The sequence below is a fragment of the Pseudomonas sp. TE3552 genome (assembly GCF_056278945.1).
In genome coordinates this window covers 3,693,865-3,720,441 of sequence record NZ_JBWBQJ010000001.1, presented here as the reverse complement: position 1 = coordinate 3,720,441, position 26,577 = coordinate 3,693,865, and the positions used below count along the sequence as shown (strand labels likewise).

Below are 26,577 nucleotides of genomic sequence, written 5' to 3'. Positions count from 1 at the left end.
ACTCCGTGTTATTGCGCTGCATCAGGCATTGATGCGTGCCTGGGCCGCCAGGCGATTGATGGCGCGATCGAGGTCTTCCAGCGCGCTGGGGGCTTTGGGGTCCTGTTGCTTGAGCAGGGTCTCGCTGCGCTGGCAGGCGGCACGCAATTGCGGTACGCCGCAATAACGGGTTGCCCCATGCAGGCGATGGACCCGCTCGATCAAGGCATTCTGGTCGTTGGCTTCACGGGCGACGCGGATGGCCTCGCGGTCGGCTTCCAGCGACGCCAGCAGCATTGCCAGCATATCCGCCGCCAGATCGGCCTTGCCAGCCGCCAGGCGCAGGCCTTCGTCGTGATCGAGCACCTGCAAATCATTGCCGCCGTGGTTTTCACTGGAACGCTCAGGCCCCAGATTTCGCAACGCCAGGCCGGTCCATTTCAACACCACCTGCGCCAGTTGCCGTTCGCTGATGGGTTTGGTCAGGTAGTCGTCCATGCCGCTTTGCAGCAACGCACGTTTTTCATTGGCCATCGCGTGGGCGGTGAGGGCGACGATCGGCAGGGGCGTGCAATGCCGCTCGCTTTCCCACTGACGAATCGCTTCGGTGCTTTGACGCCCATCCATGCCGGGCATCTGCACATCCATCAGCACCAGGTCGAAGGTCTCGTGCTGCACCGATTTGACCGCGGCATAACCGCTTTCCACCGCGAGTACCTTGGCGCCCATGTCTTCGAGCAGGGTTTGCACCAGCAGCAGGTTGGCCGGGTTGTCGTCGACGCAAAGGACCTTCGGCGCGCGGCTGGAAACCGGCTCGGCGGGGTCGCTGCGCTGCTGGCGCGGGTTGATCAGATCAGACAGGGCCCGACGCAGTTTGCGGGTGCAGGCCGGTTTGGCCTGGAGCTGGCTATGGGGGTTGGGCACCGAGAGGTGGAACAGCGTCAGTTCGGTGGTAGGGCACAGCACCAACACTCTGCAGCCCAGATGTTCGAGGTCCCAGATATGCTGGTTGAGGCGCTCCGGCGGCATGTCGTTGCTGGTGATGCCGAGTACCGCCAGACCAATCGCCTGATCGGTCTGATGGGCACCGGTCACGCCGTTGGCCAGGCTTTCCAGGGTGTTGAACGGCGTGACGGCCAGGCCGCAGTCTTCCAGTTGATGCTGCAATGCCTGACGGGCCAGTTCATGATTTTCCAGGACGGCCACCCGAAGCCCGAGCAACGGTGGGCCGGGCAGGTCTTCGGCATCGTCACGGGTTTTGGGCAGGCTCAGGCTGATCCAGAATTCCGAGCCTTCGCCCGGTGTGCTGTCGACTCCGATCTCGCCGCCCATCTGTTCGATCAGGCGTTTGGAAATCACCAGCCCAAGGCCGGTGCCGCCCGGTTGCCGGGACAGCGAGTTATCGGCCTGGCTGAAGGCCTGGAACAGGGCGCGCACGTCCTGATTCGACAGGCCGATGCCGGTGTCCTGAATGCTGATGCGCAGTTGCACGCTATCTTCGTGCTCTTCTTCGAGCATGGCCCGGGCGACGATAGTGCCTTCGCGGGTGAATTTGATCGCGTTGCTCACAAGGTTGGTGAGGATCTGCTTGAGTCGCAGTGGATCGCCCACCAGCGACAGTGGCGTGTCGCGATAAACCAGGCTCACCAGCTCAAGTTCCTTGGCGTGGGCGGCCGGGGCGAGGATGGTCAGCGTGTCCTGTAGCAGGTCGCGCAGGTTGAACGGAATATGGTCGAGTACCAGTTTGCCGGCCTCGATTTTCGAGAAGTCAAGAATCTCGTTGATGATCCCCAGCAGGCTGTCGGCGGATTTTTCGATGGTGCCCAGGTAATCGAGCTGGCGTGGGGTCAACTCGCTTTTTTGCAGCAGGTGCGTGAAGCCGAGAATGCCGTTGAGCGGCGTGCGGATTTCATGGCTCATATTGGCCAGGAACTCGGATTTGATCCGGCTCGCTTCCAGGGCCTCTTTACGCGCCAGGTCCAGCTCGATGTTCTGGATTTCGATGGTTTCCAGATTCTGGCGCACGTCTTCGGTGGCCTGGTCGACGCTGTTTTGCAATTCTTCCTGAGCGTTCTGCAGGGTTCCGGCCATGCGGTTGATGCCGGACGCCAGTTCATCCAGTTCCTGGCTGCCGAGCGGCGGCAGGCGGGTTTCCAGATGACCGTCCTTGAGCAACGTCACTGCTTGTTTGATCTGGTTCAGCGGTCGATTGATGGTCCGGCCCATGCGCAACGCCAACAGCGCCGCACCGGCCAGGCCCGTGCCAATCAGCAGCAGGCTGGCGAACAGGCTGCGGTAACCGCGCAGCAACATGCCATTGTGCGACAGTTCGATTTCGACCCAGCCCAACAGGCGGTCGGCTTCATCGGGGATCAGGTCGCCGGCAAGGTTCCGGTGCTTGCCGAACACTGGCAGCAAGTAACGAGTGGCGTCATTGCCACTGCGGCGCAGCATCTGCGAACCATTGCCCAAAGGCGCCGAGTTGAGCATGGTCGGGCCGGCATGGGCCAGCGTCGTGCGGTCGGGGGCGAGGAAGGTCACCGCGCGCACGTCGGCTTGTTCCAGGGACTGGGTGGCGATGCGCTCCAGCAGCTCGTTGTCTTTGCGACCCATGGCCGGGGCCACCAATGGCGCCAGTTGTTCGGCAATCATTTCGCCGCGCTGCATGAGTTGCGATTGCAGGTCCGACTGCTGCATCCAGGTGAAATAACCGCCCAGGACCAACGCCATCAGGGTGGTCGGCAACAGGGTCAGCAACAGTACGCGGCCTTTGATTCCCAGTTTTTTGAGCACGCATCTCTCCTGCATCCAGCTGTTTATTGACCTGCACATGCGTCCGGCATGCACCACCTGCGCAGTGTAGCGATTTGCATGCGGGCAATCTTCGTAAAATTGATGTCGTCATTCGTCGGTTAGTTCAGTGCTTTGGTGTCGGGGGCAAACCTTGGGTTGCCCCCGACAAGGCAATCTTGAATAATCGCCAACTGAGAATTATTTGCAGATACTCATGACTCCCATCTCTGTTGGCCATCCAAGAATCCTCTCCATCGAGGACGATCTGGTGCTCGGTGCTTATGTTCATGAGCATCTGGGGCGCTGCGGCTTTCAGGTGACCTGGTGCCAGAACGGGCGGGAAGGTCTGGCCATTGCGCGCCAGCAAACCTTCGATGTGGTGTTGATGGATATCCTGCTGCCGGGGCTGGATGGCTTGACGGTGTTGACCCAATTGCGCCAGAGCCATTCCACCCCGGTGGTGCTGATGTCGGCGCTGGGCGCCGAGGCGGATCGCATCAGTGGCTTTCGCCTCGGGGCCGACGATTACCTGCCCAAACCCTTCAGCATGGCCGAGTTGCGGGTGCGCATCGAAGCGATCCTGCGGCGGGTGGCGTTCGACCGTCGGCCAGCGCCGGCACCGATTGCCCCCGCGGCGGACAACCTGTGTTTCGACGATGAACTGTGCGAGGTTTTTTTTGGCTCGCACGCTGCGGGCCTGACCCGCAGCGAATACCGGCTGCTGGACACGCTGAACCGTAACGGCGACGAAGTGCTGAGCAAGGCGTTCCTTTATCAGCAGGTGTTGCAGAGAGGTTATGCGCCCCATGACCGCAGCCTCGACATGCACATCAGCCAGATTCGCCGCAAACTCAAGGCTATCGGTTACACCGAGCGCGAAGTGCATACGGTCTGGGGCAAGGGCTATGTATTGAGTGTGGCCGATGACGTGGTCTGACGTGCCGGGCCGTACGATGGCCTTGCAACAGCAATTGCTGCGTGACCTGTCCCACGAATTGCGCACACCGCTGAGCCGGCTGCGGGTGGCCTGCGAAAGTGAGCAGGACCTGGAGCAATTGCGCGAGCGCATCAGCCGGGAAGTCGATGGCATGCAGCGTCTGGTCGAGGACGCCCTGCAACTGGTCTGGCTCGACACCGAGCGTGCGCCGTTGCCCGACGAAGCGATCCAGGTCCAGGCCTTGTGGGAAATGCTCACGGAAAATGCCTGCTATGAAAGCGGCTGGCCGGCGAGTCAGTTGCACTGTGCATTGGATGCCTCCTGCTGGGTGCGCGGCCATCTCAATACCTTGGCCCAGGCGCTGGAAAACATTCTGCGCAACGCCATTCGTCATTCTCCGAAGGGCGGCATCGTGACGCTCGATGGCCGGCGCGATGGCGACTGCTGGCACCTATGGCTGGAAGACGAGGGCGGTGGAGTGGCTGACGAGGATCTTGAGCGGATCTTCTCGCCGTTCATCCGGCTCGATGGTTCGCGGCCGGGGGATGGTGGGTTCGGGTTGGGTTTGAGCATTGCGAGGAATGCGGTGCAGAGGCAGGGTGGGCGGCTTTGGGCGGAGAATACTGGACGTGGATTGCGGCTGAATATGCGGTTGGTGACTGAGCGTGATGGCATCTTTAAGGACGCCCTCGCGAGCAGGCTCGCTCCCATATTGGGTGTGTGTAAGCCACAGATAGTGTGATCAACCTCGACTCCTGTGGGAGCGAGCTTGCTCGCGATGCGGCTCTTCCAGCCACCGCCGTTCTGCTTTTGCCGGAGCGTTCCCGTTTATTTGTACGACCTTTCCTAAAGGGTATTACCGACACCTTATGCCTGATTCGACGGAATAGACTCGCGTTTTTCCTCGTCCCCAATGAATTTGGCATGAATGCATCCAGCGTCCCCGACAACGCAACCGACGACCGTTTCAATGAAGTACTTGCGCTGATTCAAAGTGCCAAACAGCAAGCCATGCAGGCGGTGAATACTCAGCTGATCGAGCTGTATTGGCAGGTGGGTGCCTATATCAGCCGCAAGCTGGAAAGGGCTGAGTGGGGTGATTCTGTGGTCAGTCAATTGGCTGAGCATTTGGCTAAGACTCAACCAGGGTTGCGTGGCTTTACCCGCCCCAATCTATTCCGCATGCGTCAGTTCTACGAGACTTACCGGGGTGACGAGAAAGTCTCACCGCTGGTGAGACAAATACCCTGGACCCATAATCTGGTCATCTTCAGTCAGGGCAAACGCCCGGAAGAGCGGGAGTTTTATCTACGTATGGCGGTTCAGGAGAAGTGGTCGAAGCGCGAGTTGGAACGTCAGTTCAAAGCAGCACTGTTCGAGCGTAGCGTGACCCAACCGGCAAAAACTTCCGCAGTGCTAAGACACACTCACCCTGCGGCGCTTGAGATTTTCCGCGATGCCTACATGGTCGAGTTTCTCGACCTGCCTGGCGGCCATGCCGAAACCGATCTGCATAAGGGGCTGCTGGCGCGTCTCAAGGAGTTTTTGATCGAACTGGGTCGCGACTTCTGCTTTGTCGGCTCCCAATACCCGCTGCAAGTCGGCGGGCGTGATTTCGCCCTGGATCTGCTGTTCTTCCACCGTGGGCTCAACTGTCTGGTAGCCATTGAGCTCAAGGTCGGTCGATTTGAGCCGGAGTATTTGGGCAAGCTGGATTTCTATCTGGAAGCGCTGGATCGCAAGGAGCGCAAACCCCACGAAAACCCGGCCATTGGTGTATTGCTCTGCGCCAGCAAGGATGATGAAGTGGTCGAGTACGCCCTTAACCGCAGCCTTTCGCCAGCGCTGATTGCTGAATACCAGGTGCAGCTACCGGACAAACAGTTGTTGCAGGCCAAGTTGCATGAGTTCTATGCATTGAATGTCGCGCAAGATGAAGGGTACTGATCCAGCCCTTATTCCCATTAGCCATAAGCCCCTCACTTTGCGTGATATGGCCTGCGCACGTTTGCCGGTATGATAGGCACCCCCGCAGTCTGGATTGCGAATACGCCATGACCTTGCAGTACCCAACCATCGCCGATTGCGTCGGCAACACTCCGCTGGTTCGTTTGCAGCGCCTGCCTGGCGAGACCAGCAACACGCTTTTGCTCAAGCTCGAAGGGAACAACCCGGCGGGTTCGGTCAAGGACCGTCCGGCGCTGTCGATGATCACCCGCGCCGAATTGCGCGGACAGATCCACGCTGGCGATACGCTGATCGAAGCGACCTCGGGTAATACTGGGATCGCCCTGGCCATGGCCGCCGCGATCAAGGGTTACAAGATGATCCTGATCATGCCGGACAACTCCAGCGCCGAGCGTAAGGCCGCCATGACGGCGTATGGCGCCGAGCTGATTCTGGTCAGCCAGGAAGAAGGCATGGAAGGCGCCCGCGACCTCGCCCAGCGAATGGAAGCCGAAGGCCGCGGCAAAGTGCTGGATCAGTTCGCCAACGGTGACAACCCCGAGGCGCACTACACCACCACCGGTCCGGAAATCTGGCGTCAGACCCAGGGCACCATCACGCATTTCGTCAGCTCGATGGGCACCACCGGCACCATAATGGGCGTCTCGCGCTACCTGAAAGAACAGAACGAGAACGTGCAGATCATCGGCCTGCAACCGATGGAAGGCTCGGCAATTCCCGGCATCCGTCGCTGGCCGCAGGAATACCTGCCGAAGATCTACCAGGCCGATCGCGTGGACCGGATCGTCGACATGGCGCAAAGCGAAGCCGAAGACGTGACCCGTCGTCTGGCTCGCGAAGAAGGCATTTTCTGCGGCGTGTCCTCGGGCGGTGCCGTGGCGGCGATGCTGCGTCTGTCCAGAGAAGTTGAAAACGCGGTGATCGTCGCGATCATCTGCGACCGTGGCGACCGTTACTTGTCGACCGGCATTTTCGACGCGCCCAACTGATGGCCAAGCAAGAGAGAGGCCTGCGCTTCCAGCCCACTGGCGGCAGCAAGGCGCCGCAAGTCCCGACCGGCAAAAAGCAGCGCTTGAGCATCGAGCGCCTGGCCAATGACGGTCGCGGTATTGCGTTTTTCGAAGGTCGTACCTGGTTCGTCATCGGCGCATTGGCCGGTGAAGAAGTCGAGGCGCGGGTTCTGGGCGCTCACGGCAAAGTGGTCGAGGCGCGCACCGAGCGTGTGTTCCAGGCCAGTGAATTGCGCCGCCCGGCGCCGTGCGCCCATGCCGCTCGCTGCGGCGGTTGCAGCGTGCAGCATCTGCCCCACAACGAACAGCTCGCCCTGAAACAGCGCATGCTCGCCGAGCAGCTGTCGCGGGTCGCCGGTGTCGAACCCGAAGCGTGGGCCGAGCCGTTGAGCGGTCCGGAATTCGGTTACCGTCGTCGCGCCCGGGTGGCAGTGCGCTGGGACATGAAGGCGAAAAAACTCGAAGTCGGTTTCCGCGCCGCTGGCAGTCAGGACATCGTCGCCATCAACGAATGCCCGGTGCTGGTACAGCCCTTGCAACCGATCATGGCCCGCTTGCCGGACATGCTCCGGCGCTTGAGCAAACCGCAGGCGCTAGGGCATGTGGAGTTGTTCAGCGGTTCGTCATTGGCGGTATTGCTGCGGCACATGGCACCGTTGTCCGAAGCCGACATGACGATCCTCAAGGAATTCTGCGCGTTGCATGAAGCCCAGTTATGGCTGCATGGCGACGGCGAGCCGCAACCGGTCGAGGCCGGTCAGTCCCTGGGCTATCGCCTTGAGCAGTGGGACTTGAACCTGGCGTATCGGCCGGGAGATTTCATCCAGGTCAACGCCGGGATCAACGAAGCGATGGTCGCCCAGGCGCTGGAGTGGTTGAAGCCTGCAGCGGATGAGCGGGTTCTGGACTTGTTCTGCGGGTTGGGCAACTTTGCCTTGCCGCTGGCCAAGACCGTTCGCGAGGTGGTGGCGGTGGAAGGTGTGCAGGCGATGGTCGAACGGGCTGCCGCGAACGCCGCTAGCAATAATTTGCATAACGCGAAATTTTTTCAGGCCGATTTATCCCAGCCTTTGGCTGATGCCGAATGGGCCAGCGAAGGCTTTTGTGCGGTACTCTTGGACCCACCTCGCGATGGTGCTTTCGAGGTGGTGCGCAAGCTGGCGTCCCTGGGTGCCAAACGCTTGGTGTATGTGTCGTGCAACCCTGCAACTCTGGCGCGCGACACGGTCGAATTGATCAAGCAGGGCTACCGGTTAAAACGTGCCGGGATTCTCGATATGTTTCCTCAAACGGCACATGTCGAGGCCATGGCGTTATTTGAAGCGAGCTAGGAAGGCTCGTCTGGTCCGACTGACCCGCTCGTGCAAAGCGCATTCGTCTTAGCCCCGCGAGTGCACATGGGCAGCAAAGGTCAGCGATTTGACGCATTGAATCTGCGTCGTAGGGAAGGTAAAGCAAGATGGTACAGGTGAGAGCACACCAGCCGATCAACACCGACGGCAGTATCAATCTCGAGGCTTGGCTCGATCATGCGGTCAGTGTCGATGCGGCACTGGATCGCGAAGCCTTGAAGGAAGCCTGCGAGTTCGCTCGCGAGGCCGAACAACAAGCCAATGCGGCGAAGAATCTGTGGTCCGAAGGGACCTCGAGTTTTCGCACCGGCCTTGAGATCGCCGAGATTCTCGCCGACCTCAAACTCGATCAGGATTCGTTGGTCGCAGCGGTCTTGTACCGCGGCGTGCGTGAAGGCCAGATCCAGTTGCCGGCGGTCAGCCAGCGCTTCGGCCCGGTGGTCGCCAAACTCATCGACGGCGTGTTGCGCATGGCGGCGATCAGTGCCAGCCTGAGCCCCCGTCAATCGCTGGTGCTGGGCACCCAGGGCCAGGTGGAAAACCTGCGCAAGATGCTGGTGGCCATGGTCGATGACGTGCGTGTCGCGCTGATCAAACTGGCCGAACGCACCTGCGCGATCCGTGCGGTGAAAACCGCCGACGACGAGAAGCGCAACCGCGTGGCCCGTGAAGTCTTCGACATTTACGCGCCGCTTGCCCACCGCCTCGGTATCGGTCACATCAAGTGGGAACTGGAGGACTTGTCCTTCCGTTACCTGGAGCCGGAGCAGTACAAGCAGATCGCCAAGTTGCTCCACGAGCGACGGCTGGATCGCGAGCGTTTCATCGCCGATGTGATGAACCAGCTGAAAGTCGAATTGCAGGCTACCGGCGTTGAAGCCGACATCAGCGGCCGGGCCAAACACATCTATTCGATCTGGCGCAAAATGCAGCGCAAGGGCCTGGAGTTCAGCCAGATCTACGACGTGCGCGCCGTTCGCGTGTTGGTGCCGGAAATGCGCGACTGCTATACCGCGCTCGGCATCGTCCACACCCTGTGGCGGCACATCCCGAAAGAGTTCGACGACTACATCGCCAACCCGAAAGAGAACGGCTACCGCTCGCTGCACACCGCGGTGATCGGCCCTGAGGGCAAGGTGCTGGAAGTGCAGATCCGCACCCACGCCATGCACGAAGAAGCCGAGCTGGGCGTGTGTGCGCACTGGAAGTACAAGGGCACCGACGTCAAGTCCGGCTCCAACCACTATGAAGAGAAAATCTCCTGGCTGCGTCAGGTTCTCGAGTGGCACGAAGAGCTGGGTGATATTGGCGGCCTTGCCGAACAACTGCGGGTCGATATCGAGCCGGACCGGGTCTACATCTTCACCCCGGACGGTCACGCCATCGACTTGCCCAAAGGCGCAACACCGCTGGACTTCGCCTACCGCGTGCACACCGAAATCGGTCACAACTGCCGCGGCGCCAAGATCAACGGGCGGATCGTGCCGCTCAACTACAGCCTGCAAACCGGTGAACAGGTCGAGATCATCACCAGCAAGCACGGTACCCCGAGCCGCGACTGGCTGAACCCGAACCTGGGTTACGTCACCACCTCGCGGGCGCGGGCGAAGATCGTTCACTGGTTCAAACTGCAGGCGCGTGACCAGAACGTCGCGGCCGGCAAAACCTTGCTCGAGCGCGAACTCAATCGCCTCGGCCTGCCACAGGTGGATTTCGACAAGCTGGCCGAGAAGGCCAACATGAAGACCGCTGAGGACATGTTCGCCGCATTGGGTGCAGGCGACTTGCGCCTGGCGCAACTGGTGAACCTGGCGCAGCAACTGGTCGAGCCGGAACGCGGCAACGAGCAATTGGAGCTGATCCCTCGCAAAGCTACCGGCTACAAACCGGGCAAGCGCGGCGACATCCAGATCCAGGGCGTCGGCAACCTGATGACCCAGATGGCCGGCTGCTGCCAACCGTTGCCGGGGGATGCCATCGTCGGTTACATCACCCAGGGCCGTGGTGTGAGCATCCACCGTCAGGACTGCGCCTCGGTGCTGCAACTTGCCGGGCGCGAGCCGGAGCGGATCATCCAGGTCAGCTGGGGCCCGGTGCCGGTGCTCACCTATCCGGTGGACATCATCATCCGTGCCTACGATCGCTCCGGTCTGCTGCGTGACGTGTCGCAGGTGCTGCTCAACGAGCGGATCAACGTGCTGGCGGTCAACACCCGCTCGAACAAAGAGGACAACACGGCGTTGATGTCCCTGACCATCGAGATTCCGGGGCTGGATGCGCTGGGGCGGTTGCTGGGGCGGATTTCCCAGTTGCCGAACATCATCGAAACCCGCCGTAACCGCACACCGTGAGTGGCCTGCACGGAAATTGATGGTGAACCTGTAGGAGCGAGCGGTGCGGCGCTCCTACAGGTATGTAGAGATTTTGAAAGATGTATTCACTTGAAGACCTGTTGCACCTGATGAACCGTCTGCGCGACCCGCAATACGGCTGCCCGTGGGACATCAAGCAAACTTACGCCACCATCGTCCCGCACACCCTCGAGGAAGCCTACGAAGTCGCCGACGCCATCGAGCGTGGCGACTTCGATCACTTGCAGGGTGAGTTGGGCGACTTGTTGTTCCAGGTGGTTTATTACAGCCAACTGGCGCGGGAAGAAGGGCGCTTCGAGTTTGCGGGCGTGGTCGATAGCATCACGCGCAAGTTGATCCGCCGTCATCCTCACGTGTTCCCCACTGGTGATCTGTACGCACCGCTGGACATCGCGCGTTTGAGTGAGGAGCAGGTCAAGCAGCGTTGGGAAGAGATCAAGGCTGAAGAACGCGCCGAGAAGTCTTCGGCGCCGCAGCAGTTGTCCTTGCTCGATGATGTGCCCGCGGCGCTGCCGGCGCTGTCCCGTTCGGCAAAACTGCAGAAGCGTGCAGGGCAGGTCGGTTTCGACTGGCCGGACGCGTTGCCGGTGCTCGACAAGGTTCGCGAAGAGCTCGACGAAGTGCTCGAAGCCATGGCCGACAATGACTCGGCAGCGATTGCCGATGAAGTCGGCGACCTGCTGTTTTCCGTGGTCAATCTGGCGCGACACCTCAAGGTCGATCCGGAAACCGCACTGCGCGGCGCGAACTCGAAGTTTGAAAGACGCTTCCGATTTATCGAACAGGCATTGCGCGACACCCACCGTCCCATAGAAGATTGCACCCTCGAAGAGTTGGACGCCTTGTGGGGCGAAGCCAAACGTCAGGAAAAGAATTTGCCCAGCTGCGGCTGAGCTGTTGCCTAAGTGAGAAATAAGCACCATGAGCATTTCCCTTCGCGACCAGTTGCTCAAAGCAGGGCTGGTCAACCAAAAGCAGGCCAAACAGGTCGGCAAAGAGAAGCAGAAGCAGCAACGTCTGGCCCACAAAGGCCAGATCGAACTCGATGACTCCCAGCAGCGTGCCGCTCAGGAAGCCATGGCCGAGAAGGTCAAGCGCGATCAGGAGCTGAACCGCCAGCAACAAGAGAAGGCTGAAGCGAAGGCCCGTGCGGCCCAGGTCAAGCAGTTGATCGAAGTCTCGCGCCTGCCCAAGCTGACCACCGAGGACTACTACAACTTCGTCGACGACAAGAAGGTCAAGCGCATCTCCGTCAACACGCTGATGCGCAACAAGCTCAGCAGCGGCTCGCTGGCGATCGTGCATCATGCCGGCGGTTACGAAGTGATCCCTCGTGAAGCGGCCCTGAAGATCCAGGAGCGCGATCCACAGCGCATCGTGCAGCTGAATGTGAAGACAGAAGAAGTCAGCGCCGAAGACGATCCGTACGCGGCTTATCAGATTCCTGATGATCTGATGTGGTAAGCCTTTGTGGCGAGCGAGCTTGCTCGCGTTGGGCTGCGTAGCGGCCCTGAAAATCTGGCAGCAATTGCCGATTTTTGTGAGTGCTACGCACTCAAGCGGGAGCAAGCTCCCTCGCCACAGTTTCTCACTGGTTCAGGGTTTTGTCGTTTTCAATGCGGTGGTTATGCAGAACGCGCTTCGCGTTGCTGCTCCAGTGTTTCCAGTTCGGCCTTGTACTGGTGGGCTTCGGTCTCGGAGTGGAACATCCCGACCAGCAGGTCTTGTTGATGTACATCCCAGATGCGGATACCGGCGGCGATGCCTTCATGGGACATATGTGAATCGTCGCGTTCAGTTACTTTTACAGTCATCTGCTAGCTCCAATCTCTGTTATCTGCAGCAAGGCGTGTGCAGGCCTTTGTTATATGATTTGTTAGCTGGCTAAGTAAATGGCAGAGTTCGGTAGCGAATTTTTGCAGAATCGGCAAAAGTCCTGCAGCCCGCGAAATACGCGACATTCAGTCGCAGGTCGCTGAGTTTCATGACAAATGTTTCATGTTTGCGAGACAGAAAACGCGGCTTGTACCTGTAGGAGCCAGGCTTGCCGGCGAAAGCGTCCTTGAATACGCCTTCGCCGGCAAGCCTGGCTCCTACAAGAGCAATCCACGCATCATGAACATTATTTACAGGCACAAAAAAAACGCCCCGAACCAGTCGGGGCGTTTTTATTTACGGCGAATCGACAGGGTATTACTTACCCTGCCAGCGCTTCAGTACCAGCGTGGCATTGGTGCCACCGAAGCCGAAGCTGTTGCTCATCACCGTGTTGATGGTGGCGTCTTCGCGAGTCTTGGTCAGGATTGGCATGTCTGCCACTTCCGGGTCCAGTTCGTCGATGTTGGCGGAGCCCGCCATGAAGTTGCCTTCCATCATCAGCAGGCAGTAGATCGCTTCGTGAACGCCAGCGGCGCCCAGGGAGTGACCCGACAGGCTCTTGGTGGAGCTGATGGCCGGGGCCTTGTCGCCGAACACTTCACGCACACCTTTCATTTCCATGACGTCGCCGACCGGAGTCGAGGTGCCGTGGGTGTTCAGGTAGTCAATCGGAGTGTCGACGGTGGCCATGGCCATCTGCATGCAGCGGATGGCGCCTTCGCCGCTTGGGGCGACCATGTCGTAGCCGTCGGAGGTCGCGCCGTAGCCAACGATTTCCGCGTAGATCTTCGCGCCACGGGCCAGAGCGTGTTCCAGCTCTTCGACTACGACCATGCCGCCACCGCCGGCGATGACGAAACCGTCACGCTTGGCGTCGTAGGCACGGGAAGCTTTTTCCGGGGTTTCGTTGTACTGGCTGGACAGGGCGCCCATGGCGTCGAACAGGAACGATTGGCTCCAGTGTTCTTCTTCACCGCCGCCAGCGAACACGATGTCCTGCTTGCCCATCTGGATCTGCTCCACAGCGTTACCGATGCAGTGAGCACTGGTGGCGCACGCGGAGGAGATCGAGTAATTCACACCCTTGATCTTGAACGGCGTCGCCAGGCAAGCCGAAACGGTGCTGCCCATGGTCCGCGTGACGCGGTACGGGCCGACGCGCTTGACGCCTTTCTCGCGCAGGATGTCCAGCGCTTCCATCTGGTTCAAGGTCGACGCGCCACCGGAACCGGCGATCAGGCCGGTACGCACGTTGGAAACCTGCTCTTCGGTCAGGCCGGAGTCAGCGATGGCATCTTTCATGGCCAGGTAGGCGTAAGCCGCCGCGTGGCCGACGAAGCGATAGATCTTGCGATCGATCAGCTCTTCGAGGGGAAGGTCAATGGAGCCGGAAACCTGGCTACGCAGACCCATTTCGGCATATTCCGGGTTGAACCGGATGCCAGGGCGGCTTGCACGCAGGTTAGCGGAGACGGTCTCTTTGTCATTGCCCAGGCACGAAACGATGCCCAGACCAGTGATAACGACGCGGCGCATGCGGATAACCCTTAGAAGTTGTCAGTGGAAGTGAAAACGCCGACCCGAAGGCCTTCGGCGGTATAGATTTCGCGGCCGTCAACGGTCACGGAACCATCGGCGATAGCCAGGTTCAGTTTGCCTTTGAGGATGCGTTTGATTTGAATGTTATAGGTGACTTTCTTGGCCGTCGGCAGTACCTGGCCAAAGAATTTTACTTCGCCCGAGCCCAGGGCGCGACCGCGGCCCGGCAGACCTTGCCAGCCGAGGAAGAAACCGACCAGTTGCCACATGGCATCGAGGCCCAGGCAGCCCGGCATCACCGGATCACCTTCGAAGTGGCAGGCGAAGAACCACAGGTCCGGAGTGATATCCAGCTCGGCGACCAATTCACCTTTGCCGTACTTGCCACCCTCTTCACTGATCAGAGTGATGCGATCGACCATCAGCATGTTCGGGGCGGGCAGTTGCGCGTTACCTGGGCCGAACAGCTCACCGCGACTGCAGCGCAGCAGGTCTTCCCGAGTAAAGGCGTTTTGTTTGGTCATGCGAGCTCCTCAATAGTCCATGCGGCAGGGTGGGCGAATCTTCCCGGCCGATCGAAGCGTTCATGCCTCGAGTCAGCAGCCTACTCATAGACTATTGCGTTGTGGTGAAAGTCACAGCGCCAAGGACATGAATGTACACTTGTGCACTGAAATTATTATTCAAGCCCCTTTTGGGGCTCGTTCGGGTGCCTAAGACTGCCGCACTTTCGTCGTTCACGCCAGTCGCAGATAGCCGAATGGCCTGTTCTACTGCACCCATCGTTGCAGAATTTGCTGCAGATCAGTGCGTTTGAAGGGCTTGGCCAGGTAATCGTTCATTCCTGCGGACAAACAGGCTTCGCGGTCACCCTGCAAGGCGTTGGCCGTCAGGGCGATGATCGGCACGTCGGCGCAGCCGGGCAATTGGCGAATCTGTCGGGTGGCCTCGTAGCCGTCGATGACCGGCAGTCGGCAGTCCATCAGGATCGCTTCGAAAATCAGACTCTCGGCACTGCGTACCGCTTGTGCACCATCGGTGACGACGCTGACAGTAAAGCCCAGACTGCGCAACATTGCCTCGACGACAGTGCGGTTGACCGGATTGTCCTCCACCAGCAACACATTGCGACCTTCGCCGTGGTCATTGTCGGTGTGTACTCGCGGCGTTCGCACGGGCAACGACTGCTTGTAGAGGGCCAAAGGGATTTCCAGGGTGAACACCGAGCCAACGCCTTCTTCGCTCTGAGCGCGCAAGGTGCCGCCCATCCGCTCTGCCAGGGTGCGGGCAATCGGCAGCCCCAGCCCGGTGCCGCCGTAACGTCTTGAAATAGAACTGTCGGCCTGCTGGAACGCGTTGAACATCAATTCCAGACTTTCGGCCGGGATACCGATCCCGCTGTCGCGCACGGTGCAGGTGAACCACAGCAGCTCTTGATCCAGGGACTGCCACTGCGGTTCGATCGTGACGCGCCCCTGTTCGGTGAATTTCAGCGCATTGCCGACCAGATTGACCAGAATCTGCCGGATCCGCGTCGGATCGCCCTGAACCTGCAGGGCGCGCATGTCTTCGGGGATCAGCAATTGCAGGTCGAGCCCGCGTTGTGCCGCGCTGTGCTGGAACGACTGGGCGCAACTGCCGATCAGGTCCGCGAGGTTGAACGGAATGTGCTCCAGCTCCAGTTCCGAACGCTCGATGCGCGAGAAATCGAGGATGTCGTTGATCACTTTGAGCAGGTGTTCGGTGGATTCCGAAGCCAGTGCCGCGTACTCGATCTGTTCCTCGGTCATCTCGGTGGTTTCCAGCAGTTGCAGCATGCCCAGCACGCCATTCATCGGCGTGCGCAGTTCATGGCTCATCATGGCCAGGAAATCGGATTTGGCGTTGTTGGCCTTTTCCGCTTCCTCGCGGGTCTGGATCAGTTGTGCCATGGCCTGGTGCTGTTCGCGGCTGGCTTGTTCAAGGCCTTTGGCCAGGTTGTTGATGTGTTGCGACAGGGCGCCCAGTTCGGTGTCGTCGACAATCGGCAGGGGTGTTTTGTAGTCGCCTTCCTGAATCGCCTTGACGGCGTTGCCGATGTCGTGGATCGGTTGCGACAGGCTGCCGGCCAGGCGCCGAGCCAGCAAAAACGTAAACAGCAGGGCAAACAACGCCAGGACCCCGGCCTTGAAGAGGATTTCCTGCTGGCGTTGGTTGAAGGCGTCATTGGACAGGCCGACGATCACCCGGCCCAGATAATCCTCGCCCGGTGCACTGGCGGTGGTACGGCTGTTCTGGAAAAAGTCATTGTGCAGGGCGATGCGTTGCAGCCGCACCGGTGCCTGGAACACTTCGACCTGGTGCGAGCGGCTGTGGGTTTGCGACGGTTGTTCGACGTACACCAGAATCCGGTTGGTGCTGTCCTGTACTTCCAGAAAGCGCACATTGGGCGTGGCCAGGGTGGCCTTGAGCAAACTTTCGAGCACTTCGTTATTGCCCGAGATCACCCCGTATTCGGTGGCCGGCGCCAGTTGGTTGGCGATCAACTGACCGGTGTGATTGAGTTCCTGGCGCAGGTCCTGGATTCGCACGAAGGTGAAAAAACTGATCAGCAGCAACGTCAGCAGCAGGGCCGGGCCGAGGCTGATGATCTGGGTGCGGGTATTGATGTCCCAACCGCGACGGAAGGTCATGGGCGGCGTTCTCCTTCGGCCAGCTGTGTTGCGACAGAGGCTTCATTCATCGGTTCAATACCCAATGAACGAGCCACTTGCGGGTTGCTCAAGACCTTGAAGTGTTGCGGATAGAGTGTGCGCGGCCAGGTGCTTGATGGTCGGTCGAGCAACTCGTCGAGAATCCCCAGCCAATCGCTCTGGTCGCTGTAGGTGCTGGCCAGGCTGCCGGCCTTGACGAAGGCTGCGTTGGGACCGATCAACGCCAGTTGCTGTGCATAGCTGCTGAGCAGCAGGTTTTTCACGGTTTTGGGGTTGTACAAATCTGAATCGTCCAGACCCAGCAGCACGTCACTGTTTTTCAGCAAGGTCTGCAAGGGGCGGCTGTCATTGGTGTTGTCCCAACGCTCGGTGACTATCTCAAGGCCCAGAGGCTGCGCCGCCTGATGCAGTTCCTTCAAAAGGAATTCGCTGTGGGTGTCGAAGAGTACGCCGACCCGCCGGGCCTGAGGCAGGAGGAGTCGGGTCAGGCGTAACTGTCGATCCAGCGGCGGATCGCTCCAGAGCAGGCTGAGATGCGAGGGCTGGTCATTGCCCAGGCGTTGGTGGGCTTGCAGGCGGCTGATACGCAGCACCAGCGTCGGCGGGCCCTGAGTGTCTTGCAGGCGCCAGTCGAGGCTCGGCAAGTCGAGCAGCACCAGGCGGGTGCCGGCCGGTAGTTGACCTGGCGCCGGCAGGCTGGCGAGCGGCTGGAAATGCACGCGGTCGGTGGGGCGCAACTCGCTCAGGGCCTGGGTGAAAGACTGCACGCCGGGGCTTTCTTCGGCACCGGTCAGCAGAATGTCGGCGGCGCGTACTGGCAGACTGCACAGCAGCCCGCTAAACACCAGGCACAACCCGGCCAGCAGGCGGCCAAGGGTTGGCGTCTTCGGTGCCGGGCGATGCTGCATCTTAGAACTCCAGCTCCGCGCTGAAGTAGAGCACCCTGCGTTCGTCGTAGTTGTTGTCAACGAAGGTGGTGGGCTGATTGTCGAGGCGTTGCTGGAGGATCCCGGCCAGTTCCAGATTGGCCTTGCCCAGGCCGATGCGTTTGGCGATGCGGGTATCGACCCGTTCGAAGCGATAACCGTTGAGGGCGTCGGCGCCATAGTAGAAGAGTGCGCTGTTCCAGCCGTGGTCCCAGTTTCGCAGCCAACCGGCGGAGCCACTGTGGCGCGCAGTCTGTTGTGCATCCAGCGGGTTGCTCGACTCGGCATCGACGTAGGCATAGGTCAGGCGCAGGCGATCGGTGCTGTTGACGCGCCAGTCCAGCTGGGTTTCAGCCCCGGAAAAGCGCGAGTTGTTCGAGTTGCTGGCGATGTACTGATTGTTGCGCAGCGGTTCGCTGATCATGCCGGTGATTTCGTCGTAGAACAGCTTTACATCGACCGTCAGCCCCCACTCAGTGAAATAGCCGTTGTAGCCCAATTCCCGGGAGCGCATGCGTTCCTGTTCGAGGTTGCCCGGGCCACGGGTCTTGACGAAATAGCGGGCGCTGGTCTGGCCATAGGCACTGGGCTGCAGGTTGGTCACCTGATAACTCCAGTTGACGTTGTTCTCGAACATGTCCGGCGAGCGGATGGCTTCCGAATACACCGCGCGCAAGCCGTGGCGCGGGTTGATCAGGTAATTGACCGCCACCCGCGGGGTAAGCGAATTGCCGGTCAATTGCGTGTCTTCGAACATCGCACCGCCCTGCAGCAACCAGTGCTCGGTGGCGCGCCACTCAAGTTGGCCGAACACTCGCCAGGTGGTGTCGTCGAGCGTGCCATTGAAGTAGGTCTCGGAATTTGCCCGGTCGTAACGATAGTTCATGCCGCTGACCAGCCGCAGAGTGTCGGACAGGCTGAGCGTATCTTGCAGTTCGAGGTCGTATCGCGATTCCCGGGCGCTCTGGTCAATGTTGCCGCAGACGGTTTGCCGGGCGCCGTTTTGCCATTGCCTCAGGACCTGATTGCCCAGCGCTTGTTCAGCCGCAGTACCCGCCGGTGCGCCGGAACCCGTGTAGCGCTCCATGTTGCGCGCCAGGCGTTCGGTGTAGTTCGGGTTGAGTTGCCAGAGCTCTGTCAGTTCCGGGCTGAACGAGATTTCGGCATCGCAGGCACGCCAGGTCTGTTGCCGATCCCAGTGTTGCGCCGAGCCTTGAATATAAAGGCTGTGATCGGGATTGATGTCCAGGTTCCAGCGCAGCGAACCGGCATAGTCCTTGGCGATGACGTCGGAATTGTTCCCGGCAGCGGTAATCCCTGAGAACACTGGTCGGTAGGTATACGGCCGCTGGTTGCTCCCGTCCTTGGCATTCAGTTGCCAATCGATGCTCTGGTTTTCATTGAGCGTCTGGCTGACGGCGAGGCTGAAGCGGTTCAAGCGACGGCTGTCGCGGTAATCGGCACCGGTGTGGTCCGAGTCGAAGCCATCGTCTTGTTGGCCGGACAACGACAGGCGCAAGTCACCGCTGTCCCAACCCATGCCCTGGCTGGCGTAGAAGTCGTTGATACCGCGTTGGCCATGGGTGACTTTCAGCCGCGTGCCGTGGCTGTCGGCCGGTTTGCGAGTGATGATGTTGACCACCGCCATCAGCGCGTTGGCGCCGTAGCTGACGGTGTTCGGGCCGCGGAAAACTTCGATGCGCTCGATGTCTTCCATAGCCACCGGAATATCACTCCAGTCCACCGTGGCCAGGCCTGCGCGGTATACCGAGCGGCCGTCGATCAGCACTTGCATGCGCCGTGCTTCGCTGGCGTTGGTGCCGTGGTAGTTCACCGCCGCCTGATTGCCGTTGATATTGCCGACCATCATTCCCGGCACCAGCCGCAGCAACTCGCTGATGTCCCGCGCGCCGCTGGCGTTGATCAGTTCGCTGTCGATCACCGTCATGCTGCCCGGCACGGCCGCCGGCGACTGCTTCAGGCGCGTCGCGGTGAGTACTTGCGGCAACGGATCGTTGTCCAGAAACAAGTCGTCGGCCAGCAATGGCGAGCTGAAGATCAGCGCCAGTACCAGCGGTGAGCGAGGAGAGGGAGAGCCAAAAGACACGACACAGCCTTGTCAGCGATTAGTTGGCGCGCATGTTAACCGAGCGCAATGACTTTTCCAGTCACGATGAGGGCATTTTCCTCGGTTTTCTTGGTCTTCTTCCTACAAGTGCCGGTAATTGATGCAGGGGCTGGCCGCCACTGGGCCGCTCCGTATAATGCCGACATCGCCACTGGTATGGATTAACGGATTGCATATGACTGAACAGCGCCCAATTGCGGTCCTGGGAGGCGGAAGTTTTGGTACCGCCGTGGCTAATCTGCTGGCCGAGAACGGTCATCAGGTCCGGCTGTGGATGCGTGACCCCGAGCAGGCCGAGGCTATTCGGGTCGATCGCGAGAACCCGCGTTACCTCAAAGGCATCAAGATTCTTGCGGCGGTAGAAGCGGTCACGGACCTGCAAGCCACCCTGAAGGCTTGCGACCTGTGCTTCGTCGCGTTGCCGTCCAGCGCGTTGCGCTCGGTGCTGGCACCCTACGCCGAGCTTTTGAGTGGCAAAATGCTGGTGAGCCTGACCAAAGGCATCGAAGCCCATACCTTCAAGCTGATGAGCCAGATTCTTGAAGATATCGCCCCACAAGCGCGCATCGGCGTGCTGTCCGGGCCGAACCTGGCCCGTGAAATCGCCGAACACGCACTGACCGCCACAGTAGTCGCCAGCGAAGATGAAGACCTTTGCCAGCAGGTCCAGGCCGCGCTGCATGGCCGGACCTTTCGCGTGTACGCCAGCGCCGACCGCTTTGGCGTGGAGCTGGGCGGGGCACTGAAAAACGTCTACGCCATCATTGCCGGCATGGCGGTGGCGTTGGGCATGGGAGAAAACACCAAGAGCATGCTGATCACCCGGGCACTGGCGGAAATGACTCGCTTTGCGGTGAATCAGGGCGCCAACCCCATGACGTTCCTGGGGCTGGCGGGCGTCGGCGATTTGATCGTCACTTGCTCGTCGCCGAAAAGTCGCAACTATCAGGTCGGGTTTGCCCTCGGCCAGGGCTTGAGCCTGGAGGATGCGGTGACGCGTCTGGGCGAAGTCGCCGAAGGCGTGAATACCCTCAAGGTACTCAAGGCCAAGGCCCAGGACGTGGGCGTCTATATGCCGCTGGTCGCCGGATTGCACGCGATTCTGTTCGAAGGGCGCACGCTGAATCAGGTCATTGAGTTATTGATGCGTGGTGAACCGAAAACCGACGTGGACTTTATTTCCACCAGTGATTTCAACTGAGCACTTAACCAATACGGGCAGGGAGCGAGACAGACATGAATGATCCGAAAGTAGAAGCCAAGTACGAATCCATCCTGCTGCGCGTGCTGTGGATGATTGTCTATGTGCTGGTCTGGCAAGTGGCGCAATTCATCCTCGGTGCGGTGGTGCTGGTGCAACTGATCTATCGTTTGATTTATGGCGCACCGAGCGCCAGCCTGATGAATTTCGGCGACAGCCTGAGCCAGTTTCTGGCGCAGATCGGTCGTTTCGGCAGTTTTCACAGCGACCAGAAACCCTGGCCGTTCGCCGACTGGCCAGCGCCGCGTACACCGGAAGGTGAAGCGCCTCACGTTGTGGCGCCGGCACCGCATCCGGCCCGAGATGAGGAACCGAAGCTATGAAACTCTGGGTATTGCGTCATGGTGAAGCCGAGCCTCACGGTACTCGCCCGGACTCCGAGCGGACGCTGACCGTCAAGGGGCGTGAAGAGGTGTTGCGCGCTGCCGCCCAATTGATCGGCAAGCCGCTCACCGCCATTTATGCCAGTCCTTTCCTGCGAGCGCAGGAGACCGCTTTGCTGGTGCGTGAGGCACTGGGTTTCGAGCCGGAGATCCGCACGGTTGACTGGTTGACCCCGGATACCGATCCGGACAAGGTGGCGGAGCAGCTCGTATCGGTGAGTGACGTCCTGTTGGTCAGTCACAATCCGCTGGTGGGCAACCTGCTGAGCTATCTGCAGCACGGCGCTGGCCATCCACCGGAAAAAGTCAGCACCGCCGGCCTGGCCGAGCTTGAAAACAATGAACTGCTGATCGGGTCGATGAAGCTCAACGGCATCCAACACCCGTAACGGTTTTGGCAGTGGCTGTGACCTTTGCTTCTGCTCCTACAGAGGGCGGTAGCGTTCGGTTTTTTGTGTGAAATAGTCAACCAAGCACTTGCTTGGTTGACTACGCTTGCTCCAGATAAAAAATAAAGGGGCAAGTCGCATGTCTGCTGCTTTTCGTTTGCCATTGGATATCTTCTACGAGCGTGAAGCCCGTCATCCGCGCCAGCGCTTTCTGGTCCAGCCAACGGGGGGCGGCCAGGTCGAAACGCTGACCTGGGCCGACGTCGGCCATCAGGCGCGTTGTGCCGCCCACTGGTTGCGGGCTCGCGAATTGCCGCAGGGCAGCCACATCGCGCTGATTTCGAAAAACTGCGCCCACTGGATTATCGCCGACCTGGCGATCTGGATGGCCGGGCATGTCTCGGTGCCGCTTTATCCCAATCTGACCGCCGATTCCGTAGCCCAGGTGCTCGATCATTCTGAAGCCGCGCTAGCCTTCATCGGCAAGCTGGATGACTGGCCGGGCATGTCCGCCGGGGTCAGCCCCGACCTGCCGACCATCAGCCTGCCCCTGTGTCCGGCCGGCAATTTCGATTTCAGCTGGGCCGATCTGCAACGCAGCTCGCCGACTCAGGACGACCCCAAACCCGCCGCCGATCAACTGGCGACCATTATTTACACCTCCGGCACCACGGGCCAGCCCAAAGGCGTGATGCACAGTTTCGCCACCTTGGGATTTGCCACTACCCATGGCACGCAGCTGTTCGACCTTAATGAGTCGGACCGCCTGCTGTCTTATCTGCCGCTGTGCCATGTTGCCGAGCGCATGTTCGTCGAGCTGGCGTCGATCTACACCGGGCAAACCGTGTTTTTCGCCGAGAGCCTCGACACTTTCCTCACCGATTTGCAGCGTGCCCGGCCGACCGCGCTGTTTGGCGTGCCGCGGATCTGGACCAAATTCCAGATGGGCGTCTACAGCAAAATCCCGGCAAAACGCCTCGACTTCCTGCTCGGTTTGCCCTGGATCGGCAAACGGGTCGGGCACAAAGTCCTCGCCGGGCTGGGGCTGGATGCCTTGCGCATTGCCTTGTCCGGCGCTGCGCCCGTGCCGCAGACCTTGTTGCTCTGGTACCGAAAGCTGGGGCTGGATGTGCTGGAGGTTTATGGCATGACCGAAAGCTGCGGTTATTCCCACATAGGCCGGCCGGGGCAGGACAAACCCGGCTGGATCGGCAAACCGTGCCCGGAGGTCGAAGTGCGCATCGAACCGTCCGGCGAAGTGCTGGTGCGAAGCGGCGCGACCATGCTTGGCTATTTCAAGGAACCTGGAAAAACCGCCGAAACCCTCACCAAGGATGGCTTCCTGCGCACCGGTGACAAGGGCGAGGAAGATGCCGAAGGCAACCTGCGGCTGACCGGGCGGCTGAAGGAAATCTTCAAAACCAGCAAAGGCAAATACGTTGCCCCGGCACCGATCGAAAATCGCCTGGCGGTGCATTCGCGAATCGAACAAGTGTGCGTGGTCGGCGATGGCCTGAGCGCACCCTTGGGCTTGTGCGTGTTGTCGGCGGTGGGCCAGCAGGACGCGAATGGATCGGCGCGGGCGGGTTTGCATTCAAGCCTGGAAAAGCTGCTGGAGGAGGTCAACGGCGTCCTCGACAGGCATGAACGCTTGCGTCGGCTGGTGGTGGTCAAGGACAGTTGGGCGGTGGAAAACGGTTTCCTGACACCGACCCTGAAGATCAAACGCAACATGATCGAAGCGGCTTACGGTGCGCGCTTTGAAGAATGGAGCGAGCGTAGTGAGGCGGTGCTGTGGCAGGATTGAGCCACGAACAACTCCAGCAAAGGAACGTAACGATGAGTCTGTGGCGCACCATTCCCAACGTCGAGCAGTTGAACGCAATCGGGAAAAATACCATCAGCGAAGTGCTGGATATTCGCTTTGAAGCCTTCGATGACGAGTCCCTGACTGCCAGTATGGTCATCGACCATCGCACGCATCAGCCCTTTGGTTTGCTGCACGGCGGCGCCTCGGTGGTGTTGGCCGAAACCGTCGGCTCGATGGCCAGTTACCTGTGCATCGACGCCAGCAAGTTTTATTGCGTGGGCCTGGAAATCAACGCCAACCATTTACGCGGCCTGCGCAGTGGGCGAGTGACGGCGGTGGCCAAGGCGATTCACATCGGTCGCACCACCCATGTCTGGGATATTCGCTTGAGCAGCGATGAGGGCAAGGCCAGTTGCGTGTCGCGCCTGACCATGGCGGTGGTGCCGCTGGGTGAAAATCCACCGGCGCGTTGATTCCTGATCGAGCCAAAGATTCATGGTCGGCGAACTTTTGTGGCGAGGGAGCTTGCTCCCGCTGGGTCGCGAAGCGGCCCCAACCCGGAATACATCGCTCTGGTCATACCGCATTCGCCGGTTTTGCGGCTGCTGCGCAACCGAGCGTCGGAACGCCGCCCGGAGCAAGCTCGCTCGCCACAAGATTTTCAGTGAATGCTCAATGGTCCATAGCCCTGACCCGACTGTCATCATTCCTGTCAGTTACGGTCATTGCTGTAGGGCACGGTCTTACGGACAATCAACCTCCGTTCTCGCTCATGGATTTGCAGGTATGTCGCAACAGATATTTTTCGCCCACGCCAATGGCTTTCCTTCGGGGACCTACGGCAAGTTGTTCGCGGCGCTGGCGCCCGAATACCAGGTGACGCATCTGGAGCAGCACGCCCATGACCCGCGTTTTCCGGCGGACGACAACTGGAACAATCTGGTGGACGAACTGATCCATCACCTCAAGCAGCAGCCGGAACCGGTCTGGGGCGTCGGCCATTCCTTTGGTGGCGTGTTGCACCTGCACGCCGCCTTGCGTTGCCCTGAGCTGTATCGCGGCGTGGTCATGCTCGACTCGCCAGTGCTGACCCGCGCCGATCAGTGGGTGATCCGTGCCGCCAAACGGTTCGGTTTCATCGATCGCCTGACCCCGGCTGGCCGTACATTGGGACGACGGGAAGAGTTCGCCGATCTGGACGCGGCTCGCCTGTATTTCGCCGGTAAAACCCTGTTTCGTGGCTTCGATCCGGAATGCTTCGAGGCCTACCTTCAACATGGTTTGCAAAAGGTCGGCGACAAGTTGCGGCTGCGTTTCGATCCGGCCACGGAAATCAGCATCTACCGCGGCGTACCCCACACCAGCCCTGGCCGTGCACGGCAGTTGAAAGTGCCGCTGGCGGTGGTTCGCGGGCACAAGAGCCGCGTGGTGATGCGCCATCACGCCCGTTCCGTCGGGCGCATGCCCTTGGGCGAGTCCTTGACCATGCCCGGCGGCCACATGTTTCCCCTCGAACGCCCGCAGGACACGGCCACGCTGCTGAAGAATCTGTTCAGCCGTTGGGACGGTCGCAGCCAACAGGATTGCGCATGAACAGCATCGTTGAAGAAGTTCGCCTGAGCCTGCCGCATATCGAGTTGGCGGCGCACCTGTTCGGTCCCGAGGACGGCTTGCCGGTGATCGCCTTGCACGGTTGGCTGGACAATGCCAACAGCTTTGCCCGGTTGGCGCCCAAGCTCAAAGGCTTGCGCATCATCGCGCTGGACATGGCCGGGCACGGTCACTCGGGGCATCGGCCGAACGGCGCCGGTTATGCGCTGTGGGACTACGCCCACGACGTGCTGCAAGTGGCCGAGCAATTAGGATGGAAACGGTTTGCACTGCTGGGGCATTCCCTGGGGGCGATCGTTTCGCTGGTGCTGGCTGGCTCGTTGCCGGAACGGGTCACGCATCTGGCCTTGATTGACGGCATCATTCCTCCTACAGACAAAGGCGAAAACGCCGCCGAGCGCATGGGTATGGCCCTGCAAGCGCAGCTGGATCTGCGGGAAAAACGCAAACCGGTCTACAGCACCCTCGACCGGGCCATCGAAGCGCGCATGAAAGGCCTGGTGGCAGTCAGTCGCGAGGCCGCCGAACTGCTGGCCCAGCGCGGCTTGATGCCGGTGCCGGGTGGTTATACCTGGCGCACCGACAACCGCCTGACCCTGCCATCGCCGCTACGTCTGACCACGGAACAGGCGATGGCCTTCGTCCAGCGCGTCAGTTGTCCTGCACACCTGGTGGTTGCGGCTGACGGCATGCTCGCCAAACATCCCGAGTTGCTGGAACGTCTACCCTTTAGCCGGGAACAGTTGCCTGGCGGCCACCATTTGCACCTGAATGACGAATCCGGTGCCGACCTTGTCGCAGACTGTTTCAATCGGTTCTTCGCCGTTCCTTGACTTGCGCCGGGCAACTGTCGAGGCTGGGCGGGTTGAAATGGGAGACAACCATGATAGATCTGTACACCGCTGCGACCCCGAATGGCCACAAGGTCTCTATCGTGCTCGAGGAACTCGGCCTGCCCTACACGGTGCACGCCTTGAGTTTCGACAAAAAGGAACAGAAGTCCCCGGACTTCCTCAAGATCAACCCCAATGGCCGGATTCCGGCGATTGTCGACCGCGCCAATGGCGATTTCGCCGTGTTCGAGTCCGGCGCAATTCTGATTTACCTCGCCGAGATGACCGGCAAACTGCTGCCCCAGGACCCGAAAGGGCGTTCGGTGGTGTTGCAATGGCTGATGTTCCAGATGGGCGGCATCGGTCCGATGCAGGGCCAGGCCAACGTGTTCTTCCGCTATTTTCCGGAAAAACTCCAGGGTGCCATCGACCGCTATCAACATGAAACCCGGCGCTTGTACGAGGTACTCGACACGCGTTTGCAAGCCGTAGAGTTCCTGGCGGGCGAGTACAGCATTGCCGATATCGCGACTTTTCCGTGGGTCCGTGGCTACGACTGGTCAGGGGTCTCGGTGGAGGGCTTGCCGGCCTTGCAACGCTGGATGGCAGCCATGGAGGCACGTCCTGCGGTACAACGCGGTTTGCAGGTGCCCCAGCGCATCGATGACGACAGTGTCATCAAGGGTGCCCAGGCCATGCTGATTCGATGAGTCTA

At 60.2% G+C, this 26,577-nt stretch carries 22 protein-coding genes and 1 pseudogene; 16 read left to right on the top strand and 7 right to left on the bottom strand.

What is annotated here, in order from left to right; translation table 11 throughout:
• Positions 1-21 precede the first annotated feature (21 nt).
• A complete protein-coding gene (locus tag ACZ9BB_RS16740; RefSeq protein ID WP_476214692.1) occupies positions 22-2,772 on the bottom strand; it encodes a response regulator in 2,751 nt (916 codons plus the stop codon).
• Between the two features lie 214 nt (positions 2,773-2,986).
• On the opposite strand from ACZ9BB_RS16740, the gene ACZ9BB_RS16735 reads away from it, so the two are divergent.
• From ACZ9BB_RS16735 to ACZ9BB_RS16700, 8 genes and pseudogenes are all read left to right on the top strand, one after another.
• Positions 2,987-3,709, top strand: coding sequence for a response regulator transcription factor (locus ACZ9BB_RS16735; protein ID WP_476214691.1), 723 nt, complete (start codon positions 2,987-2,989; stop codon positions 3,707-3,709).
• Positions 3,710-3,722: 13 nt separating this feature from the next.
• Positions 3,723-4,451 (top strand): annotated as a pseudogene (locus ACZ9BB_RS16730) (sensor histidine kinase); the annotation flags it as partial.
• Positions 4,452-4,633: 182 nt separating this feature from the next.
• Positions 4,634-5,656 (top strand): PDDEXK nuclease domain-containing protein, encoded by a 1,023-nt coding sequence (locus tag ACZ9BB_RS16725; protein WP_476214690.1) that lies wholly within the window; start codon positions 4,634-4,636, stop codon positions 5,654-5,656.
• Between the two features lie 107 nt (positions 5,657-5,763).
• Positions 5,764-6,666, top strand: a complete 903-nt coding sequence (gene cysM / locus ACZ9BB_RS16720) for a cysteine synthase CysM (protein ID WP_476214689.1) — start codon at positions 5,764-5,766, stop codon at positions 6,664-6,666.
• Entirely contained in the window at positions 6,666-8,018 is a 1,353-nt protein-coding gene (gene rlmD / locus ACZ9BB_RS16715; RefSeq protein WP_476214688.1) for a 23S rRNA (uracil(1939)-C(5))-methyltransferase RlmD, read from the top strand. The genes cysM and rlmD overlap by 1 nt, the downstream gene beginning before the upstream one ends.
• A gap of 128 nt (positions 8,019-8,146) precedes the next feature.
• On the top strand, positions 8,147-10,390 hold the full coding sequence (gene relA, locus ACZ9BB_RS16710) for a GTP diphosphokinase (RefSeq protein ID WP_476214687.1): 2,244 nt from the start codon (positions 8,147-8,149) through the stop codon (positions 10,388-10,390).
• A gap of 80 nt (positions 10,391-10,470) precedes the next feature.
• Positions 10,471-11,304: a nucleoside triphosphate pyrophosphohydrolase gene (gene mazG, locus ACZ9BB_RS16705; RefSeq protein ID WP_476214686.1), complete on the top strand. Its 834-nt coding sequence runs from the start codon at positions 10,471-10,473 to the stop codon at positions 11,302-11,304.
• 28 nt (positions 11,305-11,332) lie between these two features.
• On the top strand, positions 11,333-11,875 hold the full coding sequence (locus ACZ9BB_RS16700; RefSeq protein ID WP_007899055.1) for a DUF2058 domain-containing protein: 543 nt from the start codon (positions 11,333-11,335) through the stop codon (positions 11,873-11,875).
• Between the two features lie 161 nt (positions 11,876-12,036).
• On the opposite strand, the gene ACZ9BB_RS16695 is transcribed toward ACZ9BB_RS16700, so the two are convergent.
• The 6 genes from ACZ9BB_RS16695 to ACZ9BB_RS16670 form a co-directional block, all read right to left on the bottom strand.
• Positions 12,037-12,225 carry a hypothetical protein gene (locus ACZ9BB_RS16695; protein ID WP_030130084.1) on the bottom strand — a complete coding sequence of 63 codons (189 nt, stop codon included), beginning with the start codon at positions 12,223-12,225 and terminating at the stop codon, positions 12,037-12,039.
• Between the two features lie 379 nt (positions 12,226-12,604).
• Positions 12,605-13,825: a beta-ketoacyl-ACP synthase I gene (gene fabB / locus ACZ9BB_RS16690; protein WP_476214685.1), complete on the bottom strand. Its 1,221-nt coding sequence runs from the start codon at positions 13,823-13,825 to the stop codon at positions 12,605-12,607.
• Positions 13,826-13,836: 11 nt separating this feature from the next.
• The gene (gene fabA / locus ACZ9BB_RS16685) at positions 13,837-14,352 is read right to left on the bottom strand and encodes a 3-hydroxyacyl-[acyl-carrier-protein] dehydratase FabA (RefSeq protein WP_476214684.1); all 516 of its coding nucleotides are present in this window, start codon (positions 14,350-14,352) and stop codon (positions 13,837-13,839) included.
• 246 nt (positions 14,353-14,598) lie between these two features.
• On the bottom strand, positions 14,599-16,500 hold the full coding sequence (locus ACZ9BB_RS16680) for an ATP-binding protein (RefSeq protein WP_476214683.1): 1,902 nt from the start codon (positions 16,498-16,500) through the stop codon (positions 14,599-14,601).
• Complete coding sequence (locus ACZ9BB_RS16675) at positions 16,497-17,429, bottom strand: ABC transporter substrate-binding protein (RefSeq protein WP_476214682.1); 933 nt, start codon at positions 17,427-17,429, stop codon at positions 16,497-16,499. Before ACZ9BB_RS16675 ends, ACZ9BB_RS16680 begins: the two co-directional genes overlap by 4 nt.
• Position 17,430: 1 nt before the next feature.
• The gene (locus ACZ9BB_RS16670) at positions 17,431-19,554 is read right to left on the bottom strand and encodes a TonB-dependent receptor plug domain-containing protein (RefSeq protein ID WP_476214681.1); all 2,124 of its coding nucleotides are present in this window, start codon (positions 19,552-19,554) and stop codon (positions 17,431-17,433) included.
• Between the two features lie 196 nt (positions 19,555-19,750).
• On the opposite strand from ACZ9BB_RS16670, the gene ACZ9BB_RS16665 reads away from it, so the two are divergent.
• The 8 genes from ACZ9BB_RS16665 (at position 19,751) to ACZ9BB_RS16630 (ending at position 26,572) form a co-directional block, all read left to right on the top strand.
• Positions 19,751-20,776 carry an NAD(P)H-dependent glycerol-3-phosphate dehydrogenase gene (locus ACZ9BB_RS16665; RefSeq protein WP_476214680.1) on the top strand — a complete coding sequence of 342 codons (1,026 nt, stop codon included), beginning with the start codon at positions 19,751-19,753 and terminating at the stop codon, positions 20,774-20,776.
• Between the two features lie 35 nt (positions 20,777-20,811).
• The gene (locus tag ACZ9BB_RS16660; RefSeq protein ID WP_476214679.1) at positions 20,812-21,159 is read left to right on the top strand and encodes a DUF4389 domain-containing protein; all 348 of its coding nucleotides are present in this window, start codon (positions 20,812-20,814) and stop codon (positions 21,157-21,159) included.
• Entirely contained in the window at positions 21,156-21,608 is a 453-nt protein-coding gene (gene sixA, locus ACZ9BB_RS16655) for a phosphohistidine phosphatase SixA (protein ID WP_476214678.1), read from the top strand. The genes ACZ9BB_RS16660 and sixA overlap by 4 nt, the downstream gene beginning before the upstream one ends.
• Before the next feature lie 139 nt (positions 21,609-21,747).
• Entirely contained in the window at positions 21,748-23,415 is a 1,668-nt protein-coding gene (locus ACZ9BB_RS16650) for an AMP-binding protein (protein ID WP_476214677.1), read from the top strand.
• Between the two features lie 32 nt (positions 23,416-23,447).
• On the top strand, positions 23,448-23,891 hold the full coding sequence (locus ACZ9BB_RS16645; protein ID WP_123495925.1) for a hotdog fold thioesterase: 444 nt from the start codon (positions 23,448-23,450) through the stop codon (positions 23,889-23,891).
• A gap of 313 nt (positions 23,892-24,204) precedes the next feature.
• Positions 24,205-25,011 carry an alpha/beta fold hydrolase gene (locus tag ACZ9BB_RS16640; RefSeq protein WP_476214676.1) on the top strand — a complete coding sequence of 269 codons (807 nt, stop codon included), beginning with the start codon at positions 24,205-24,207 and terminating at the stop codon, positions 25,009-25,011.
• Positions 25,008-25,862 (top strand): alpha/beta hydrolase, encoded by an 855-nt coding sequence (locus ACZ9BB_RS16635; protein ID WP_476214675.1) that lies wholly within the window; start codon positions 25,008-25,010, stop codon positions 25,860-25,862. The genes ACZ9BB_RS16640 and ACZ9BB_RS16635 overlap by 4 nt, the downstream gene beginning before the upstream one ends.
• A gap of 50 nt (positions 25,863-25,912) precedes the next feature.
• On the top strand, positions 25,913-26,572 hold the full coding sequence (locus tag ACZ9BB_RS16630) for a glutathione S-transferase family protein (RefSeq protein ID WP_476214674.1): 660 nt from the start codon (positions 25,913-25,915) through the stop codon (positions 26,570-26,572).
• The last annotated feature ends 5 nt before the right edge of the window (positions 26,573-26,577 follow it).

What these genes read in the sequence shown, in the direction of transcription:
- ACZ9BB_RS16735 (WP_476214691.1), top strand. Translation starts at nt 2,987, where the DNA reads ATGACTCCCATCTCTGTTGGCCATCCAAGAATCCTCTCCATCGAGGAC.
- ACZ9BB_RS16725 (WP_476214690.1), top strand. Translation starts at nt 4,634, where the DNA reads ATGAATGCATCCAGCGTCCCCGACAACGCAACCGACGACCGTTTCAAT.
- cysM (WP_476214689.1), top strand. Translation starts at nt 5,764, where the DNA reads ATGACCTTGCAGTACCCAACCATCGCCGATTGCGTCGGCAACACTCCG.
- rlmD (WP_476214688.1), top strand. Translation starts at nt 6,666, where the DNA reads ATGGCCAAGCAAGAGAGAGGCCTGCGCTTCCAGCCCACTGGCGGCAGC.
- relA (WP_476214687.1), top strand. Translation starts at nt 8,147, where the DNA reads ATGGTACAGGTGAGAGCACACCAGCCGATCAACACCGACGGCAGTATC.
- mazG (WP_476214686.1), top strand. Translation starts at nt 10,471, where the DNA reads ATGTATTCACTTGAAGACCTGTTGCACCTGATGAACCGTCTGCGCGAC.
- ACZ9BB_RS16700 (WP_007899055.1), top strand. Translation starts at nt 11,333, where the DNA reads ATGAGCATTTCCCTTCGCGACCAGTTGCTCAAAGCAGGGCTGGTCAAC.
- ACZ9BB_RS16695 (WP_030130084.1), bottom strand. Translation starts at nt 12,225, where the DNA reads ATGACTGTAAAAGTAACTGAACGCGACGATTCACATATGTCCCATGAA.
- fabB (WP_476214685.1), bottom strand. Translation starts at nt 13,825, where the DNA reads ATGCGCCGCGTCGTTATCACTGGTCTGGGCATCGTTTCGTGCCTGGGC.
- fabA (WP_476214684.1), bottom strand. Translation starts at nt 14,352, where the DNA reads ATGACCAAACAAAACGCCTTTACTCGGGAAGACCTGCTGCGCTGCAGT.
- ACZ9BB_RS16680 (WP_476214683.1), bottom strand. Translation starts at nt 16,500, where the DNA reads ATGACCTTCCGTCGCGGTTGGGACATCAATACCCGCACCCAGATCATC.
- ACZ9BB_RS16675 (WP_476214682.1), bottom strand. Translation starts at nt 17,429, where the DNA reads ATGCAGCATCGCCCGGCACCGAAGACGCCAACCCTTGGCCGCCTGCTG.
- ACZ9BB_RS16665 (WP_476214680.1), top strand. Translation starts at nt 19,751, where the DNA reads ATGACTGAACAGCGCCCAATTGCGGTCCTGGGAGGCGGAAGTTTTGGT.
- ACZ9BB_RS16660 (WP_476214679.1), top strand. Translation starts at nt 20,812, where the DNA reads ATGAATGATCCGAAAGTAGAAGCCAAGTACGAATCCATCCTGCTGCGC.
- sixA (WP_476214678.1), top strand. Translation starts at nt 21,156, where the DNA reads ATGAAACTCTGGGTATTGCGTCATGGTGAAGCCGAGCCTCACGGTACT.
- ACZ9BB_RS16650 (WP_476214677.1), top strand. Translation starts at nt 21,748, where the DNA reads ATGTCTGCTGCTTTTCGTTTGCCATTGGATATCTTCTACGAGCGTGAA.
- ACZ9BB_RS16645 (WP_123495925.1), top strand. Translation starts at nt 23,448, where the DNA reads ATGAGTCTGTGGCGCACCATTCCCAACGTCGAGCAGTTGAACGCAATC.
- ACZ9BB_RS16640 (WP_476214676.1), top strand. Translation starts at nt 24,205, where the DNA reads ATGTCGCAACAGATATTTTTCGCCCACGCCAATGGCTTTCCTTCGGGG.
- ACZ9BB_RS16635 (WP_476214675.1), top strand. Translation starts at nt 25,008, where the DNA reads ATGAACAGCATCGTTGAAGAAGTTCGCCTGAGCCTGCCGCATATCGAG.
- ACZ9BB_RS16630 (WP_476214674.1), top strand. Translation starts at nt 25,913, where the DNA reads ATGATAGATCTGTACACCGCTGCGACCCCGAATGGCCACAAGGTCTCT.